Source organism: Chlamydia abortus, from assembly GCF_002895085.1.
Classification (GTDB): Bacteria; Chlamydiota; Chlamydiia; order Chlamydiales; family Chlamydiaceae; genus Chlamydia; species Chlamydia abortus.
Map to the genome: position 1 here is coordinate 164,478 of NZ_CP024084.1, position 16,277 is coordinate 180,754.

The following is a 16,277-nucleotide window of genomic DNA, read 5'->3' on the forward strand; positions in this document are numbered from 1 at the left end:
TTAGGGCGTTTTTAGTATGACTTCTTCAATACCAAACACCTCAGTTTTTTCGTCACATCCAGAAACTTTGGGTTCTCGTTTATCTTTATTTTCAGACTTAACTCCTTTAGAGAGAGGCGAGGTATCATCCTCCTGGAAAGAAAAATGTCAGAGAGCCTCTTGTATCGGATTATTCTGTTTATCCCTGCTTACCATTTGTGCTGGAGTTTTAGTCCTTACTTTACTTCCAACTACCCCCGTATTTTTGGGTATAGTATTTATCGCTATCGGTAGTGTTTTACTAGTCACGAGTTTGTTACTGCACGCATCACTGCGGCCGAGTAAAAAAATCACCACACAACAAGTCAACATTCGGGACTTACAAACACAGCTTCAAGGGTTGTTAGCCACGACCAATGCGCGTAGTTTAGCCATAAACGGTTTTGACCCTAATGGCAATGCAGAATTAATTATTCAAGAAAGAGAGGCACTTTTAGCAAAATTCGATAGAGATTTGCGTAGGAAGGAAGTGGCTTTATACCGTTTCTTATCTTCTGGCACAGAAAACAGGTACCCTGTTTTATGTGATTTATCCGCATTCCGTGAAATGCAAGAGCGTATTAGTGATGAGCTTGAGCTTTTATATCGTTCTTACAATCATCATATACGAGGAACGGTTGAGGCGAACCCCGATGAACGCTTACTGATCTTACATCAAGAAAGGAATTTATTAATTCAACAGCTCGCTGACATGGGAATTGAAAAAGCCAATCAAACAGAAGCTCTTGTAGATCTACAATCTACTTTAGATGTTCTTAATCAAAACATTAGATTATTAGAGGACCAAATTGCACAGAACTCGAGTCACGGTCAACAACACGCAGGGTTAGTCAGTGGGCTTCAGCCTTTGCTGCAGGAGCGCAATACTTTACTCATCCGGCTTTCTCTGATTTATGAGGCACTCATTTCTTTAGCTAAGCAAGAAGAAGAATTGACAAGCAGGCGTATTGATTTAGATAAGGATATTGAGGTGGTTGTCGAGTCTAGAGCTGAGCGGATCACATTTAACAATGAATACAGAGAAAGGTTCCTGCGTTCTTCAGGAAACATCAATCAGTTAACAAATAATTTACGTGAGAAAGAAGCGACTCTTTTAGCGCTTACTCAGGAAGTGGAAGCACTACATGAGGAAGTGGAAAGACTACGCAATCGTCCTTTTGGTGGAGAATATACCCAACAGGATATCGAACGGTATCGCAATGCATTAACGGTTAAAGAACAAGTTGTCCAGGATCTGGAAGAGCAGGTTGTAAAATATAGGAGGTTTCTTGAGGAAGCTGTTGAGGTGAATAACCGGATCACTTTGGGAATTCAAGAAAGTGAAAGACGTTCCTTAGAGTTTGCGGCTTTAGAACAAAGAGAGAGGGTGTTAAATCACCAGATACAGGTGTTAACAGTTGATCTTCAAAAACACAAAGAAGAACACCAACGTCTACGAGGGGAAAATGACGATTTGCGAGAGCTTGTTTTAACCACCGAGAGTAATCCTGGTTCTGATGCGCAGATAGAAGCTCTTCAAAAGGAAATCCGAAGATTAACAGTGGATTTAGAGACTGTTGTCAATGAGCGGATGAACGTATCTGAAGAACTGGCTATTGTACGTGCAGAGTTAACGAATATGGAACTACGCTACGTTGCAATCAAAGAAGAGATGCTTTCCAGAGATGAGGAAAACGCCACTCTTAAAATGGAAGCGGAGGAATTGCGTGGTTTAGTTGTTCAGAATGAGGAGAATCTCGAAAATTTACAGCATGCTTTAACAAATGAAATGAATTTAAAACATGCCGTGGATGTCTTACGACCGGAGATTGATAGATTAGAACAAGAAAAGCTGAGTCTCAATGCGCGTATGTTAGAAGCTGTTGAGCAAAATCGTATCAACATTGGTCTGCTACAGAAAAACGAACAAGAAAAAGAGAAACTGATTCAAGAGCTGCAAGGTTTACGCTCCCTTCATGCTCAAGAGAAAGAGAGCTTGCAAGAGGAGATTACTAAATTACAAAAGGAGATGCACGAGCGTCATTTACACCATCTGGAAGAGACCTCGCGCTTGAGATTAGAAAATAATCAATTAGAAAGTCTTCTTAAAGATGCACAGAGAATGGGTGAGCACAGTCATGAGGGAGCTTTACGGATGTTAGGCTCTCAGTTAATTGTCTTATCTTCTCACATTAAGCAGCGAAGTAAATCTGAGATACAATCTGCAGGAGATGTCATGGAAATGTTGGCTTTCACATCTCCAAGATTCTTTGGCAACTTGGGGGCAGGAATCTCTTGTAGAAGCCTACGTCCCGGCGTGTATTTAGAAGCAGAACTTCCTGTTGATGCTAGTGATGAGCAAAAACGTGTTGTTATAGAACAGCGTTGCTTGCGTGAGTGGTTCTTCGCTCTGTTAGGACACTTCACTGTGGAACAAATAGAAAGTCTCTCACAAAGAGCTAGGGATCTGGTTCAAGAAGCTGGTGAGCAAGCGAGTGCCCATGAACTGTTCGATCAGTTAGCGAGCGAGTTCTCTGAAATTCGTGATGCTTCCGGAGCTCTTTCTCAGTGGTTATCTACTTGCTATAGCTATGTGACCAATCTCCAGATTTTCAACAACTACTTCGAGTGGTCAGGGTTCCTATTCTCCCTATTGCAGAAAATGCACAAGGGAACTGGGGGCATATTGCATAATTTGTCTGAGGAAGAACAACAGTTCTTCAAGATTGTGTCTAACTTCTCTGGTAGGGTGCCTCTAGTTTTAGGCAGTATCGGCCATAGTGAAGGAACCACACCGGGGGCAGCAAATCCTCTAGGGGATCTCAATTTTGAAAATGTTGGGAATATTACTTGGAGTCGATTTATAAGAATCATAGAGGGGCTACTAGAAGCAAGAAGTAGTCTCAGTGGCCCGATGATTTTAGAGATGAGCGATATCAGAGAGAGTGTGGTACGTACAATCTCTTCTAACGTTTACACCGACATGCTAACCGAGAAATATTCACCGACTACCTGGACGCCTCCGGCTGATCTATAAGGATCTATTTTGGGGTTAGGGAAGTTTTAAAGTAAAAGTGATATGCCCGTTTGCATTCTCTACGTGAATACCACCACCATGCAAACGCATGATCTTTAAGGCTTCTGCTAGCCCCAAACCATTTCCCTGAGCTTTTGTTGTGAAAAAAGGAATAAACAACTTATCCAAAATCTCTTGAGGGAGCTGCCCTGGATTGGTTACGGAAATATCACCTGATTTGTGTAATGTCAACGTGATCGGAGATTCCGTTGCTTCTGCAGCATTTTTTACAAGATTCCATACTACGCTATTCATTCTATCAGGATCTATAGAACGGACTATAGAGGTCGAAGTTTCACGTTCGAATGTACAGAAGGGGAATGTAATCGATAATAGAGGGATCAGTGAAGAGAAAAATTCTTGTAAGTCTATAGCCTTGAGATTGAGTGGCTGTGATTTCGTGTATTCTAGCATGGATGACACTAGTGTATTCAGAGAACGAGTTCCATCAATGATAGAGGCTAACATGCGTTGATGACGTGGAGAGGGGAGTTCTTCTTTTAATAGGGAGGCAAATCCAGCAATACCACTCAGAGGATTGCGAATTTCATGTGCTAAGGTTGCCGTCATTTTCCCTAACTCTGCAATATTTTTATATCTTTCGATAACATTTTCTAATTGTTTATATTCAGAACGATCTCGAATTAATAAGAAGAGGAAACCATTCAAAGGATTTTTTCTTACGAATATCTCTACATCGCGGTCCTGATCGTTTTTTGATAAGGTTAGGCGTAGAGTTTTTGGTGAAGGAAGAGATACGAGAGCTTCGTTTAGGGAAAATCCAAAGAAAGTTTCTGGGAAAAAGTCGGTGAAGGGTTTGTGTAGTATTTCCAGTTCGTCAGGAATACCGAGAATTTCTCGAGCTTGTGAATTGCAAATGAGGATATTGCCTACTTCGGAGATGAGGATAATGCCATCGGGAATCGCTGTGAGAATTGTGTCTGCTTCTTTATACGATTGTGTGATGCGAGATTTGATCTCCATCAGCTCCTGCGTCGAAGAACATGACTTACAATCGTTGTTGCTCATAAATCCCTAACTCTTTTTTTCTCTGTAGATAATTGAGCTTATCCGTATCCAGGATTCTTGTGATGATGCCCCGAATATCGGAGAGCTCATCTTGAATCTCTTGGGGAAGTACCGAAGTGAAATTATGCCGAAATTCTTTAATTTCGTTATCCACCTTGTCTATACAAGATAGGAGGGTTTTTTTCTGCTGCAATACTTTTTCCAGTTCTATAGGAGTGAGCGAAGTCTCAGTTTCTGTAAGATCAAGAATAGCTAAGAAAAAGCCTTTCTTTTTTTTGAGGAGAAGTAGGAGAGCTTGTTCTTTCATAGGAAGCAACAGGTTCGGCACGTAGCTTTTCTTAAAAAAAACTACTAACGAATTTATTAGCAACCTGAAAAAACTCAGAAAAAACTTATGCCGGCGATTGGACTCGAACCAACACCTTATTGCTAAGAGTAGATTTTGAGTCTACCGCGTCTACCATTCCGCCACGCCGGCATAAAGTGAGCCTACACTGTACGGTTTCTTTTCTAATAAGCGCAAGGGAAATCTCTTAAGTTAGGGAGATGGAGGGACTTCTATAGGCCGTAGGGTTTCTAGATCATACAACATTTCTATAGATAAGTAGTTCCCCGTATCCTTGGGTATTAGGGTAATGCGAAACTCCTCATTCCCAATGGTGGTCTGCGTAGTCGTGAAATCTATAGAGCAGGGATAGATAGATTGTTTTTTATACAGAGGACTGAAGATAGAGCGGAGTGTCTCCAGACGGATAGCCTTCTCTGTAAATAAAAGAGCGGCATTCCCAGAGAGATGCTTAGTAGATAGAGATTCTCCAGACGCTGTTAAAAAACGGAAATGTTTATAACAACAGAATCCTTCTACTATAGAGAGCGGGTACTCTTTGTGGAGTAGACGCGTAATGTCAATGATTCTTGGGTGTATAGAAAATTTTTTGCACAAACTATGATGTAATCCATCACAGTCATAGAGAGTTTCCTGTTCTGTTTCCTTAGCACTTAAGGAGCCGCGGCAATGAAATGAGTAAGCGGTAATTACCGATTGTTGTGGAGTCGGCCAGGGGTATTGCGGTAGGGGGGAGTCTTGTATTTCTGGGTAGATAATGACAGAGTGCCCGTGTTGTGATGTAATTCTTCTTGCGCGGATGTGTCTATGTGCTGTTTCTGTTGCCTTAGAACACGCACAGACTAGAGGAAATAACAATAATCCAAAACTTATCTTAATAAGAATCCTCAGCATGGGGTAGAATCCCGCGTAGTTGTTTTAAGAAAGTATAGCCTAACTTCTAAACTGATTTAACTATGTTTTAGATTTGTTATGTGTAGTTAGTGAAAAATACAAGGTGATATGAGTTAAGGTAACCATGAATATCCATGATTATCAGGTGTTCTTTTTTGATTTTGATGGTTTGGTCATTGATACTGAACCTTTATACTACCGAGCATTTTTAACAGCGTGTAGAGAACGCGGACTAGATACCGCTATGGATTTCTCTACATATTACTTATTTTCCATGTTAGGAAGAGAAGTTTTCAAACAGAAGTTTTTAGAGCTGTTCCCCAATACGGAATCTTTTTTCCCACAGTGTTTTTATGATCGCGAACGTATCTATAAAGAGTTAATACAAACTGAAGTTCCTCCGTTACTTCCTGGTGTCGAGGATTTTTTACGGTTCCTATTAGCTGAGCATAAAACTATCGGAGTAGTGACAAATTCTTCCTATGTGCTGACGCAGCGTTTTTGTGAGGCTATACCCATTCTTAATCAGTTTCAATTTTGGGTGACACGCGAAGACTATGACCGGCCTAAGCCGTATCCTGACAGCTATCAATATGCCTATCAGGCTTTTGTTCAAGAAGGAGAAAAGGTTGTGGGGTTTGAAGATAGTGTGAAAGGCTTGCGTGCTCTTGCAGGCATTCCAGCCACGCTGGTTGCTGTGAATGCTATGATGCCATTATCTCGAGACAGTCACCAAGATTTCCGTGATAAAGAGTTCTATTATTTCTCTTCTTTTAAAGAGTTGATGTTACACTCTGGAGTACAGAACCAATGATAAGGTTTAGGGTAACATACGTGGTATAAAGATAAGGCATGGCTAGGAGCTGCTGGCGGCCCTTGCCTACGGTTTTTCTGCATTAATATCTCTTGAATGTATTCAGGAGGATATTTTCCCCTACTAATATCTAATAGAGATCCAACAATATTCCTGACCATTTTATACAAAAATCCGTTACCTCTACAGATGATGGTTACCGTCTCCCCGTGGTCTACAATGTCTAAGTTGAATAATGTTCGTATAGTTGAAGTATAGTCACGTCCATGATTGGCAAAAGAAGCGAAATCGTGCGTTCCTAGTAGGTACTGAGCTCCTTCTTGCATAAGATCTGTTTTTAGATGATGTCGCGGATAATAGGCAAAATATCGTTCCCAGGGGAGCGGCTTAGGAGATCTCGTGAGTACATAGCGGTATTCTTTAGCGATAGCTGAAAATCGCGAGTGGAATTTATCGTCTCCAAGAACAACGTCGCGAATTACGATATCTTTCGGCAAAAGAGCATTAAGCATTTTTTTTATGCTTGAAGCTTGTGAAAATTGTGGGTGGTCAGGTTGTGAAAAATGCGCAACTTGACCAAAGGCATGGACTTCTGCGTCGGTACGGCCGGAAGAGGTCACAGGAATACGCTTCCCAACAACCTGGGCTAAGGAATTTTCTATCACTTCTTGGATGGAGAGATCATTAGGTTGTCTTTGCCACCCAGCATAGGCAGTTCCCTGGTAGGCCAAGAGTATAACGACTTGTGTCATAACAAAGCATGAGCTAAGGTTAGGTCTTCTGGATAAGTCACTTTTATCTGTGGATGTTTATTGAATACTAAAGCAACAGGTAGGTTGAGAAGTTCTGCAGCTTGTGTATCATCAACGAGAGTTATTCTCTCTTGATTAGCCCGTTCGAGGCCCTCTAAGAGGATCTGTGTCTTGATGCATTGCGGTGTATGGACAATAGATAACGCATCGCGGTCTAAAGTTTTTACAGGATCACGTTGTTTGATAGTATAGGGAACGTTAGAAACTAACGTTGCCGCTCCTGTTTGGTATGCAGCTGTGACCAGTTCTGTAACTTCATCGGGATAAATAAAAGGTCGTACACCATCATGAACTAAAACCCAAGGATTTGCGACTTGCTGTAGTCCGGAAAATACAGAATCTTGACGCCGTGTCCCTGGTCGTGCAAATTTTACGGGATAACCTTCAAAAATACTTTCGTAGTTTACATCACAAACAACAATAATTTCTGAGATTTCGGGGATACGCAAGGCCATGTTTAATGCATGGAGGATGAGAGGTTCCCCTCGAAAAGGTAAGTATTGCTTAGGTTGATTTGCTCCAAACCGTTCTCCTTTACCCCCACTAAGTAAAATCAAAGAACACTTAGGATCCATAGACACACCGTACACAACAAATTTCAGGAGGAGAGCAAAAGCGTAACCTTTTAAACCCTCCAAGCCCGCGATTGACATATAATTGTTTTTTTCCTTCCGCAAAGAAGAAATGGCCTCGCGCTAAATCAGGATTTTCTAATCCTGAAGTTTTATTCATTATCTTATGCGCGAACTTCGGCCACGGGATAGAAATTTGCGGTCCATGAGAATGGCCAGAGAATATCATATCCCCAGGGTAATCTAAGAGTCGGTACACAGTATCAGGATTATGAGAGAGAATAATGCCAGGCAAGGTAGGATTATAGTTGAAAAACGCTTTTTCTGGGTCAAATTGTTTAGCAAAAAGATCTCCTAATCCCACGATGTTTAACATATCGGGAATTTGGAGACTTTCATTATGCAGTAGACGAATAGGAGTATTTTTTAACAAATGTAAAAGTTCTGTATTCGGTTCTTGCTTTTCCAGACTCGGGGCGTATGTATAACGTCTAGAACCAAAAAGCCCTTGGCTTATTGAAACGAAAGCTCTTTTTAACGGTTGGCTATTTTCCATCGAAATCACATCTATTTTCCCTTGGCTATTGCGGGAAACGTACGATTGATAGTCGTGATTTCCAAGAACAGCAAATGTTCCTAAAGGGGCATGTAAAGTATGTAAAAAAGCTTCTAGTCGCGGGCGGTCTTCGATTTGTGCTCGACAAAGAAAATCTCCAGAAATCAAAAGAATGTCGGGAGCAAATTTGGACAGCTTTAAAGAAACCTTTTTAAGGAATTTTTTTGGAACAAATTTATGAAAATGTAAATCAGAAATTTGAGCTATGCGCAATCCATGAAGATAAGAGTACTTTTTGGGCAGCTTCCACGTTAACAAGGATGTTTGTAACCAATTCGGCTCTATAAAATTTGCCCATGAAAAGGCAGCTAGAGGAACCCCAACAGCTATGGATAAAGAAGCTAAGACCACAGTAACACTATATACACATTTTCTCCTCGCCCTAGAGGACGAGGATCCTGAAAGAGAGCCAACTCTTGACTTTATTTTACGATATGAGAGGAGAGAGCTTTTGTCATTTGAAACATATCGATAGGGTTCTTAGAACCGAAGACTTTAGCTAGGGCTTCGTCGGGAAGAATATTTCTTTTATTCTTGGGGTCTTGTAGATTACGTTTTTTGATATAGTCCCATACTTTTTTTACAATTTCGGTGCGGGGCATGGGGCCCTTGCCAACAATAGCTGCTAAGTCGGAGGTGATATTGACAGGGTTCATAAAAGCAGAGTTTTTGTTTTTTTGACTCATCGGTTACTCCTAGTAAAGGTGGTACGAAGAGACACAAGCTCTTCATCGCAACTTTTTTATCTTTCAGGAAGGTTTCTCGTCAAAACAAAAAAATAGAATTCACTCCTCTACAACTCGTTGTTAAGGCTTTAGATGCCAATCTGGAGTAGGTTAAGGGAAAGCAAAGAATCGGAAGCAACCAAGAAAGAAATTTTAGAAAAATTCTCGGCGGTAGGACACGTTGACTTTATTGTTTTTGCTTCTCTAGAATTCTAGTATTCAGCCTTTTTGAGGGTAGTGTAATGCATGAAAGTTTAGATAAACGGTTAGAAGGCCTGTTGACTGGGTTGGCATTAGCCGGGAGGTCTCTTTGACCTTGAGGGTAAGAGACAAGAGCTTTCCATTTTAGAAGAACAGACCTTGAAAGAAGACTTTTGGCAAGACGTCACAAGCGCTGGGAAAGTCTCGGAACGCATCGTCTCATTAAAACGACAGATTGCCCATTATGAAGAGTTCAAAGTCAGAGTGGAGAATTTAGCGTTTTTCTTAAACGATGGCGATGTTTCCGCGGATCCGGAACTTCGAGAAGATTTAGAAAAAGAATTCACGATTTGTGAGCATATCCTTTCAGAGTGGGAAACTCAGCGTTTGCTTTCTGGAGAAGTCGATAAAAATCCTTGTTTCTTAACAATTAATGCTGGTGCTGGTGGTACAGAATCCTGTGATTGGGTAGAAATGCTTTTTAGGATGTATTGTCGTTGGGCTGCACAACATCAGTGGAAAGTGGAAGTTATAGATCGTCAAGAAGGCGATGTCGCAGGGATTAAGCACGTCACTGTGAAATTTTCCGGAGACTACGCTTACGGCTATGCTAAGGCTGAGCGCGGTGTGCATAGGCTTGTGCGTATCTCTCCTTTTGATAGTAATGCTAAACGTCATACAAGTTTCGCTTCGGTAGATGTGTATCCTGAGATTGATGATGAGATAGAGATAGACATCCGCCCGAATGATTTGCGTATAGACACTTTCCGATCTTCAGGGGCTGGGGGGCAACATGTCAACGTTACGGATTCTGCGGTAAGAATTACTCATATACCGACAGGAATCATGGTTTCTTGTCAGCGTGAGCGTAGTCAAATTCAGAACCGTGAGAGTTGTATGAAGATGCTACGGGCAAGAATGTACCAACAAATTCTTCAAGAACGTTTAGAAAAGCAGCTTCTCGATAGAAAAAATAAAAAAGAAATTGCTTGGGGTTCGCAAATTCGTAATTATGTTTTTCAGCCTTATACTCTGGTCAAGGATGTACGCACAGGACATGAGACTGGTAATGTTCAGGCTATGATGGACGGAGAATTGCTAGACGATTTCGTCAAAGCGTATTTAGCAGAGTATGGAGAAATCTCATGACAGAGAACAAAGACACAGGAGTCCCTGGATTAGATATACGTTATACACTTCCTAGTGATGCTGTGTATATGCGGCAATGGTTAAATGATCCTAAGATACTTCGAGGGTTTCCTCTAAAGACGGAAGCAGAAATTCATGATAGCGTAAACTTTTGGGTAGGTTTTTATCGTTATCATAGCAGCTTGACTGCTGTGTATGAGGGCGAAGTTGCTGGAGTAGCTACGCTGATTTTAAACCCTTATATTAAAGTGTCTCATCATGCATTAGTTTCTATTATTGTGGGTGAGCCTTATCGAAATCAAGGTGTAGGAACAGCGTTATTGAATAATCTTTGTCACTTAGCAAAGACACGTTTTCACTTAGAGATCCTCTACTTAGAGGTGTATGAAGAAAACCCGGCGATCTCCTTGTACAAACGTTTTGGTTTTATTGAGGTGGGAAGACAAAAGCAGTTTTATAAAGATGAGATCGGCTATCTTGCAAAAATTATCATGGAAAAACAACTTTAGGTGGTTTTTCTAGAATAGATTAGCCAGTCCTAGTGTTGCATGTCGTTTCAGAAAATTCGTAAACTTCTTAAAAATGTTTTTCGAGCGCTTCTTAGCTCTAAATCTTGTTCTATGCATCTGTCAAAATAGGCCGTCCTCAGCTTGTAAGATCTTCTATTCCTGTCGATTATACTCCAGGGAAAGTGTATGATTTAGAGAAAATATACCAAGATTTAAATTTGAGATTATTTGAAGGCTCTTTGGATTTACACATCGGGTGGTTTGGTCGTCAACGGTGTCAGGTCGTGCGCTTAGGGCGGTTTTAGGATCTTATCATGAGGAAGAAAAGTTAATACGCATACACCGTTCTTTAGATCGTGATGATATCCCGTTATTTTTTATGCAATATATTATTTACCACGAAATGGTTCATAGCGTAGTTCCTCGTGAGTATTCTCGTTCTGGAAGAACGATTTTTCATGGGAAGAAATTTAAAGAATGTGAGAAGCGTTTTCCGTTATATGAAAGTGCCATAGCGTGGGAAAAAGCAAATATTTACGTATTGTTGCAAGGATATAAATCAAGAATAGGTAAGGAAGATGGCAGGACATAGTAAGTGGGCAAATACAAAATACCGTAAAGAACGAGCTGATCATAAGAGAGGGAAAATCTTTTCCCGAACGATAAAAGAGTTAATGGCAGCTGTGAAAATGGGTGGTCCGGATCCTAAAACCAACGCACGCTTACGTATGATCATACAAAAGGCGAAAGATCAAAATATCCCCAATGAAAATATTGAAAGAAACCTCAAGAAAGCCACGTCTGCAGATCAGAAGAATTTTGAAAATGTGACTTATGAGCTTTATGGTCACGGAGGTGTGGGGATTATCGTCGAAGCCATGACGGATAATAAAAATCGCACTGCCTCGGATATGCGTATAGCTGTGAATAAGCGAGGGGGATCCCTGGTTGAACCCGGCAGTGTTCTGTATAACTTTGTTCGTAAGGGAGCCTGTTACGTGCCTAAGAGTTCCATAGATGAGGCTGTATTACTCCCTCATGTCATTGATGTAGGAGCTGAAGATCTTGATAATGATGATGATGAGCATTTCCTTGTGCTCTGTGACCCCGTAGAATTAGCCTCTGTAAAAGAGAAGTTAACCGCATTGGGTGTGGCATGCTCTGAGGAAAAGCTGATTTATGTTCCTTTACGTCTCGTAGATTGCGATGAACAAGACGGTGAAGCCAATCTTGCTTTGATTGAATGGTTAGAGAAGATTGATGATGTTGATGAGGTATACCATAATATGGCCTAAGGCTTTTCTAGATTAGAGAAAAGCCTTAGGTATCTATAGTCTACGAGCGCCGTTGTGGGGGTGGGGGAGGCGATCCCGTAGCTTTAGATAACGTTTTGGATAATTGTGTGGTCACGTTTCTTGCTGCATCAGCGAGCTGTTTCCTTTGCGTAGATTCCGTATCGGCGCTATCCAGAGCTTCTTGTAGTAGTCGTGATCCCTGTTCGAACATCTGAATTTTTTTAGCCACATTACTTAACGCTTGTATAACATTTCCAGCTGCTTCGGGAATGCCTGAAGGAGCTTCTCCTTTTGTCAACGTTGCTGTTTCTCTAGATCCTGCTACAGGAGTCGATGAGGCTACCTGTTGTTGTGGAGCCGGAGTGGATACTTGCTGACCCACAGAGGGTGTCGCAGCTTCTAATAAGTTAGATAAACTACTTGCTACATCTCGAGCAGCACCATGGAGATCGGGAGCCTCTCGAGGAGCAACTGTCTCAGCTGTTTGCGCTTGCGGAAGTACGGAAATTGTTGCAGATTGTTGTTGGACAGGTCGGCTCGCGATTACCGTAGATTGGGCAGGCATGGGTGCCACAATACCACCGGATCCTGTCCGTTCTTGGAAGGCTTTAACTAGCTTTCCTACGTTGGTTTTTTGCGGAGTAATCAGGTTCCCTTGCGCATCAAACGATTCATCCAGATGAGCTCGTAGCTGAGGTAATAAATGTTCTAAGCCTTCGGGGCCATCTCCAGATGTCGCTCCCATCAAATTACTTGTACGTGACCCCGTCTCGATTCTGGTATTTGTGCGGGATCCCGTCTCTGTTTTGGAGTTGTTGTTAACGATCTCTCCATTTGCGTCTACATTCACTCGTTTTGCAACGAATATGCCTTCAGGTTGCGTAGGCTTGGGAGTCTTGCCTGCTTCAACGTCTCGAATGACCTCTCCTAGATTTTGATTTACAGGAATTGCCTCTCCATTACCGCCCTCGGGATAAACAACATCCAAGTGCTCACGGACTCGACCCAAGATATTGCCTAATTCGCTGTCTTCATTGTCATTAGATTCTCGCCTTTGGACGCCTCCGCCCCCACTACCTTGGTCCTTATTTAACAATACTGTAGGTTTGTAGGCGCCATTTTCCGATGTTCTGACAACAGTACCCAAATCTTGGTTCCCTTCGTGGTGTTCGCTATTTTGATCATAGACCGTATCTAAATGTTGACGAACATTTTGCAGAACTTGCTGTAAGCTGTCTTTTGGCATTCCTGTAATATTTACACCGCCTTGAGTTGGTGGTGGGGGTCCAGGAGGTGCCGGTTCTAAGCTATCGAAGCCGTTGCCTTCATCAGAGAATTGAATACTATGATCTTCTTGAGTGCCGGTACTTTCTGTCTCTGTATCGTCAAAGTTTGTCTCGTCTACATTTTGGTCATTATCCACACCATTGTCAGAGGTGTCCGTAGGTTGCGTAGTTGTCGAGGTGACGGTAGTCGTTGTTGTTCCACCGGTTACGTTTACACTCGTACTGATGCCTCCCAAGTTCACGTTAATCACAGGTTGAGCATAAGGCACAGGTTGTGGTTGCTGTTGCGTGGGGGAGGAAGTTTCTCTAGAGAATACCATGCCCTCGTTGGGTCTTTGTACGTTATTCCAGTTAATTCCTTTCAGACCACCAACATCGCCCCAGATGGCTCCAGATTCACATTTAGTTCCTCGACGCCATACAGAAGGTGTGTAGTTGCTACTCGATTCCTTGGAATTCCATGGGCCGTAAAGCACAGTGGTTTTAAATTTCATGCTCATAAGCAGGTGATCATAATGACCGGTTTCTCCGGTTTGCCCTGCTATGCGTGGCTGGATGTTGTTTGTCCAATCTGCATGCATAGTTTCGTAGCCTACGCAAAACTTGGCAATACACATCTCAAGGTCTTTAACGTCTGTAATCGGCTCCTTTGTTTTTCCATTTGTTACAGCTATGGATTCTGCAGTACTCCAATCGCCGTTCCTGACGAAAATAAAACTTCCTCGAGCCTCGTCCATGTAAACGATGTGACCAGCTTTTGTCTGTAATTTCGCCTGTACAGAAGGGGTGGATAGGAACTTGATAATCGAGGCTTTATCCGTAGGATCATATTTAGGTAGCGCCATGTCCGGAAGACCACCAGGACCATCAGGTCTTGCCGCCCCATCCGCAGCTTCTGTTCCTCGGAGTCCTTCTAAATCGCCTAAATCTACATCTCCTGAAGTGCTTGTAAGATCTTCTGTACTCCCCACATTCCCCGAGTCGTGCGATGAGGGCGTACTTGAAATATCCGATAAGGCATCGCTATCACTACTGGATGTACTGTCGGTTCTCGATCTTCCAAGTCCAAGAATCTGCGACCCTAATAAATTTGCTGCTGTAGCAGTTGTCCCCACGCTTCCTGTAGAGGGAGATGTTGTGGATACACTTCTTTCCGTTGTAAACACCACAGCTCCTGCGTCGGACTCGGCTTGAGATACGGCTTGCTCTGCTGTTGTGTTCACAGTTTGTGACGTTGTTTCCGCAGCCTCAGTCCCTGTAGTAGAGACAACATGTCCCCCGAAGCTTGTTGACGTCGTTACTACAGGAGTTGTGGTCGTAGTAGTTGTGACATTCGTTATAGGCTGATTATTAATTGGACTCGACATGATTTAACAACTAAATAAAAAAACTCTATTTTAATTAGATTGTAAAACAAATTATTTATTAATATCTCTAGTTTTATTTAAATAATCAAACTAACTTTTGTTTTAATAGTTTTAACTATTGTGAATTAGAGAGATTTGTTTAAAAAAAATGAAAAGTTTGCATAGAAAAATAACTTTGGGTGGAGTTAACGTTTCTTTAAGATAAAGCGAAAGCGATAATGAGGAGTAAGAAATGGCAGCAGCTGAAGTTTTTGGTGGTTGTGTGTTAGAAGGTTCTGTGCGGGTATCCGGGGCAAAAAACTCTACAACCAAGTTGCTTGTTGCGTCATTATTATCGGATCGCAAATGCGTTTTGCGTAATGTCCCTGATATAGGAGATGTACGTTTAACTGTTGAATTGTGCCGTTCTTTAGGTTCTATCGTACATTGGGATAAACAAGCAGAAGTCATAGAAATTCATACGCCTGAGATTCATATGTCCGAAGTATCCGCACAGTTTTCTCGGGTAAATCGTATTCCTATTTTATTATTAGGAGCTTTACTTGCTCGTTGTCCGGAAGGTGTCGTTGTTCCTTGTGTTGGGGGAGATGCTATAGGGGAAAGGACGCTAAATTTTCATTTTGAGGGTTTGGAACAGCTAGGAGCCAAAGTTGCCTATGATGGGCATGGATACCAAGCTGCTGCTCCTAAAGGTCTTATCGGAGCTTATATTACTCTTCCTTATCCTTCCGTAGGAGCTACGGAGAATTTGATACTCGCTTCTGTCCGTGCTCAAGGCAGAACAATCATCAAGAATGCTGCTTTAGAAGTAGAAATCTTGGATCTTATTTTGTTTTTACAAAAAGCAGGAGTGGAGATTACGACAGATAATGATAGGACTATAGAAATTTTTGGTTGTGAGGATTTTTATGAAGTAGATCATTGGGTGATCCCTGATAAGATAGAAGCCGCTTCGTTTGGCATGGCTGCTGTACTTACCGGAGGGCGCGTTTTCGTAGAAAATGCCGAGCAACATCTGATGATTCCCTTTCTTAAAACCTTACGCTCTATAGGAGGAGGGTTTTCAGTCACAGAAACAGGAATCGAATTTTTTTATAACGAACCATTAAAAGGTGGTGTTGTATTAGAAACCGACGTACATCCTGGATTCCTTACAGATTGGCAACAACCTTTTTCAGTTCTTCTCTCCCAGGCAGAAGGATCTTCTGTGATTCATGAAACTGTGCATGAGAACCGGCTAGGGTATTTACGCGGTTTACAGAAAATGGGAGCCAATTGCGAACTGTTCTACCAGTGTTTAAGCTCAAAGGCTTGCCGTTATGCAACAGGCAATTTCCCCCATAGTGCGATCATTCACGGAGTCACACCATTGAAAGCTTCTCAACTTGTTATTCCCGATTTGCGTGCGGGTTTTGCCTATATTATGGCAGCGCTCATTGCAGAGGGCGGCCCATCCTTAATCAAAAACACCCAGTTGTTAGATCGGGGATATTACAATTGGGTAGACAAACTGAACTCTTTAGGAGCAAAAATCCACTTATTGTCTTTAGATCCCGTGGCTTTCTAAA

General features: G+C 41.9%; 14 protein-coding genes, 1 tRNA gene and 1 pseudogene. 7 read left to right on the forward strand and 9 right to left on the reverse strand.

Translation table 11 applies throughout. The features are described from left to right. Window positions 1–16 precede the first annotated feature (16 nt). Window positions 17–3,055, forward strand: coding sequence for a coiled-coil domain-containing protein (locus CHAB577_RS00845; RefSeq protein ID WP_011096865.1), 3,039 nt, complete (start codon window positions 17–19; stop codon window positions 3,053–3,055). A 15-nt stretch (window positions 3,056–3,070) separates the two neighbouring features. On the opposite strand, the gene CHAB577_RS00850 is transcribed toward CHAB577_RS00845, so the two are convergent. From CHAB577_RS00850 to CHAB577_RS00865, 4 genes are all read right to left on the reverse strand, one after another. Next, window positions 3,071–4,078 (reverse strand): two-component system sensor histidine kinase NtrB, encoded by a 1,008-nt coding sequence (locus CHAB577_RS00850; RefSeq protein WP_173024169.1) that lies wholly within the window; start codon window positions 4,076–4,078, stop codon window positions 3,071–3,073. Between the two features lie 25 nt (window positions 4,079–4,103). Beyond that, window positions 4,104–4,430 (reverse strand): hypothetical protein, encoded by a 327-nt coding sequence (locus tag CHAB577_RS00855; protein ID WP_173024151.1) that lies wholly within the window; start codon window positions 4,428–4,430, stop codon window positions 4,104–4,106. 88 nt (window positions 4,431–4,518) lie between these two features. Continuing rightward, a tRNA-Leu gene (locus CHAB577_RS00860) sits at window positions 4,519–4,601 on the reverse strand. Window positions 4,602–4,661: 60 nt separating this feature from the next. Further along, window positions 4,662–5,363, reverse strand: a complete 702-nt coding sequence (locus CHAB577_RS00865; RefSeq protein ID WP_045071736.1) for a hypothetical protein — start codon at window positions 5,361–5,363, stop codon at window positions 4,662–4,664. A 124-nt stretch (window positions 5,364–5,487) separates the two neighbouring features. Between CHAB577_RS00865 and CHAB577_RS00870 the strand changes: the two genes are divergently transcribed. Then, window positions 5,488–6,177, forward strand: a complete 690-nt coding sequence (locus tag CHAB577_RS00870; protein WP_011096869.1) for an HAD family hydrolase — start codon at window positions 5,488–5,490, stop codon at window positions 6,175–6,177. Here CHAB577_RS00870 and truA read toward each other — a convergent pair. The 4 genes from truA to CHAB577_RS00890 all read right to left on the reverse strand — a co-directional run bounded on the left by truA (window position 6,123) and on the right by CHAB577_RS00890 (window position 8,863). After that, a complete protein-coding gene (gene truA / locus CHAB577_RS00875; protein ID WP_011096870.1) occupies window positions 6,123–6,929 on the reverse strand; it encodes a tRNA pseudouridine(38-40) synthase TruA in 807 nt (268 codons plus the stop codon). The two genes, CHAB577_RS00870 and truA, sit on opposite strands and share 55 nt — an antisense overlap. Next, entirely contained in the window at window positions 6,926–7,564 is a 639-nt protein-coding gene (gene ispD, locus CHAB577_RS00880; RefSeq protein ID WP_035395250.1) for a 2-C-methyl-D-erythritol 4-phosphate cytidylyltransferase, read from the reverse strand. Before ispD ends, truA begins: the two co-directional genes overlap by 4 nt. Beyond that, window positions 7,554–8,528: a UDP-2,3-diacylglucosamine diphosphatase LpxG gene (lpxG, locus tag CHAB577_RS00885; protein ID WP_011096871.1), complete on the reverse strand. Its 975-nt coding sequence runs from the start codon at window positions 8,526–8,528 to the stop codon at window positions 7,554–7,556. Before lpxG ends, ispD begins: the two co-directional genes overlap by 11 nt. A 71-nt stretch (window positions 8,529–8,599) precedes the next feature. After that, entirely contained in the window at window positions 8,600–8,863 is a 264-nt protein-coding gene (locus tag CHAB577_RS00890) for an SWIB/MDM2 domain-containing protein (RefSeq protein ID WP_006342840.1), read from the reverse strand. A 281-nt stretch (window positions 8,864–9,144) separates the two neighbouring features. Here CHAB577_RS00890 and prfB point away from each other — a divergent pair. The 4 genes and pseudogenes from prfB (at window position 9,145) to CHAB577_RS00910 (ending at window position 12,056) form a co-directional block, all read left to right on the forward strand. Then, window positions 9,145–10,252, forward strand: a protein-coding gene (prfB, locus tag CHAB577_RS00895) for a peptide chain release factor 2 (protein ID WP_011096872.1) whose coding sequence is annotated in 2 segments (ribosomal slippage) — window positions 9,145–9,213 and window positions 9,215–10,252 — 1,107 coding nt in all. Because the reading frame shifts where the segments join, the coding sequence is not laid out codon by codon here. Next, on the forward strand, window positions 10,249–10,761 hold the full coding sequence (locus tag CHAB577_RS00900; protein WP_006343830.1) for a GNAT family N-acetyltransferase: 513 nt from the start codon (window positions 10,249–10,251) through the stop codon (window positions 10,759–10,761). Before prfB ends, CHAB577_RS00900 begins: the two co-directional genes overlap by 4 nt. Before the next feature lie 39 nt (window positions 10,762–10,800). Next, window positions 10,801–11,353, forward strand: a pseudogene (locus CHAB577_RS00905) (hypothetical protein). Beyond that, window positions 11,340–12,056, forward strand: a complete 717-nt coding sequence (locus CHAB577_RS00910) for a YebC/PmpR family DNA-binding transcriptional regulator (RefSeq protein ID WP_006343832.1) — start codon at window positions 11,340–11,342, stop codon at window positions 12,054–12,056. Before CHAB577_RS00905 ends, CHAB577_RS00910 begins: the two are co-directional and overlap by 14 nt. Window positions 12,057–12,096: 40 nt before the next feature. Here CHAB577_RS00910 and tarP read toward each other — a convergent pair whose 3' ends face one another. Continuing rightward, the gene (tarP, locus tag CHAB577_RS00915; protein WP_011096873.1) at window positions 12,097–14,709 is read right to left on the reverse strand and encodes a type III secretion system actin-recruiting effector Tarp; all 2,613 of its coding nucleotides are present in this window, start codon (window positions 14,707–14,709) and stop codon (window positions 12,097–12,099) included. Window positions 14,710–14,941: 232 nt separating this feature from the next. Between tarP and murA the strand changes: the two genes are divergently transcribed. Beyond that, window positions 14,942–16,276 (forward strand): UDP-N-acetylglucosamine 1-carboxyvinyltransferase, encoded by a 1,335-nt coding sequence (murA, locus tag CHAB577_RS00920; RefSeq protein WP_011096874.1) that lies wholly within the window; start codon window positions 14,942–14,944, stop codon window positions 16,274–16,276. Window position 16,277 lies beyond the last annotated feature (1 nt).

Coding starts and splice junctions, on each gene's coding strand:
- CHAB577_RS00890 (WP_006342840.1), bottom strand. CDS start 8,863: ATGAGTCAAAAAAACAAAAACTCTGCTTTTATGAACCCTGTCAATATC.
- CHAB577_RS00850 (WP_173024169.1), bottom strand. CDS start 4,078: ATGGAGATCAAATCTCGCATCACACAATCGTATAAAGAAGCAGACACA.
- ispD (WP_035395250.1), bottom strand. CDS start 7,564: ATGGATCCTAAGTGTTCTTTGATTTTACTTAGTGGGGGTAAAGGAGAA.
- CHAB577_RS00845 (WP_011096865.1), top strand. CDS start 17: ATGACTTCTTCAATACCAAACACCTCAGTTTTTTCGTCACATCCAGAA.
- CHAB577_RS00900 (WP_006343830.1), top strand. CDS start 10,249: ATGACAGAGAACAAAGACACAGGAGTCCCTGGATTAGATATACGTTAT.
- tarP (WP_011096873.1), bottom strand. CDS start 14,709: ATGTCGAGTCCAATTAATAATCAGCCTATAACGAATGTCACAACTACT.
- CHAB577_RS00910 (WP_006343832.1), top strand. CDS start 11,340: ATGGCAGGACATAGTAAGTGGGCAAATACAAAATACCGTAAAGAACGA.
- truA (WP_011096870.1), bottom strand. CDS start 6,929: ATGACACAAGTCGTTATACTCTTGGCCTACCAGGGAACTGCCTATGCT.
- CHAB577_RS00855 (WP_173024151.1), bottom strand. CDS start 4,430: ATGAAAGAACAAGCTCTCCTACTTCTCCTCAAAAAAAAGAAAGGCTTT.
- CHAB577_RS00865 (WP_045071736.1), bottom strand. CDS start 5,363: ATGCTGAGGATTCTTATTAAGATAAGTTTTGGATTATTGTTATTTCCT.
- murA (WP_011096874.1), top strand. CDS start 14,942: ATGGCAGCAGCTGAAGTTTTTGGTGGTTGTGTGTTAGAAGGTTCTGTG.
- CHAB577_RS00870 (WP_011096869.1), top strand. CDS start 5,488: ATGAATATCCATGATTATCAGGTGTTCTTTTTTGATTTTGATGGTTTG.